This is a genomic window from Rahnella perminowiae, assembly GCF_019049755.1.
Classification (GTDB): domain Bacteria; phylum Pseudomonadota; class Gammaproteobacteria; order Enterobacterales; family Enterobacteriaceae; genus Rahnella; species Rahnella perminowiae.
The window spans coordinates 1-1,244 of sequence record NZ_JAFMOS010000161.1; the positions used below are offsets into that span (position 1 = coordinate 1).

The following is a 1,244-nucleotide window of genomic DNA, read 5'->3' on the forward strand; positions in this document are numbered from 1 at the left end:
CATTGGGATCGTTGTAGGTTTTTTCGTTTCATTGTTAGCCATGAGCCCATATAAATTTATTCGTTGGCCAACTATTGCCTATATAGAAATTTTTCGATGTACACCAGCTTTAGTACAATTAGTCTGGATATTTTATTGTGTACCCATTTTCTTAGGTATATATATTGATCCCATTCCAATGGCTATCCTGGCATTAAGCCTCAACATTGCCGCTTACAATGCAGAAGCTTACCGTGCAGCAATTCAGGCAATCCCCTCATCACACCATGACGCATCTATTGCTTTGGGGTTAACAAAACGTGTTTACACGCTGTATGTTGTCTTCCCTCAGGCATTTATTACTGCCATACCAGTACTCATGACGAATATGATCGGATTACTGCAACAGTCTGCACTTGTGGCCATTGTAGGTATTGCCGACCTTATGTATCAGGCTAAAAACTTGGCAACGTCAAGCTATCGGCCTATTGAAGTGTTCACGGTCGCTGCTGTAATATATTTTATGTTATCAATCCCGTTTTCACTATTGGTTACACACCTTGAAAAGGTTCTAAACCGCCGAATCAGAGGGCGTTCTTGATGCAATATACTCTTGACTTTAGCTCCTTGTTACAATATTCGGATGCCCTTTGGACGGGTTTACGTATTACACTAATCTATACAGCACTTAGTTTAATAATCGGCATTATTGTCGGCTTTCTGGCGAGTTTAGGTCGCACATCAACGAATCTATTAGTCCGAGGTGTCACCACCATCTATGTGGAGATATTTCGTGATACGCCCGTCTTATTACAATTATTTTGGTTTTTCTTTTGCTTGCCTATCATACTGGGACTGGATATTGGCAACGCAATTTCTGTTGTGATTTCGTTGTCACTCTATATGGGCGCTTTGTGTTGTGAAACATTTAGATCTGCGCAACGATCAATTGGCTCAGAACAGTTTGATGCATGCATAGCGCTTGGCCTTTCTGCCAGAGTCAAAATACTTTATGTCATTTTGCCCCAGACTATCTTGCGCTCAGTACCTAATTTATTATCCAATGCAGTGACAATCTTTAAAGAAAGCTCACTTGTTTCTACTGTAGGCATGACAGATTTGATTTTCCAAAGCCAGTTTATTGCCGACAGTACTTCCAGACCAATCGAGGTTTTAACCGTTGCTGCAGGAATATATTTTGTTATTGCGTTTACAACTACGCGTATTGCGACTTACCTGGAAAAAAGGCTAATCAGTTCACTGTG

Annotated in this window: 2 protein-coding genes; both read left to right on the forward strand. The window is 40.7% G+C overall.

From position 1 onward, the window contains the following. Positions 1-580 (forward strand): amino acid ABC transporter permease (locus J1785_RS00890; RefSeq protein ID WP_217218584.1); only part of this gene is annotated, 580 nt, incomplete at its 5' end. Next, on the forward strand, positions 580-1,244 hold a 665-nt coding region (locus tag J1785_RS00895; protein ID WP_217138371.1), incomplete at its 3' end, for an amino acid ABC transporter permease. The genes J1785_RS00890 and J1785_RS00895, both read left to right, overlap by 1 nt.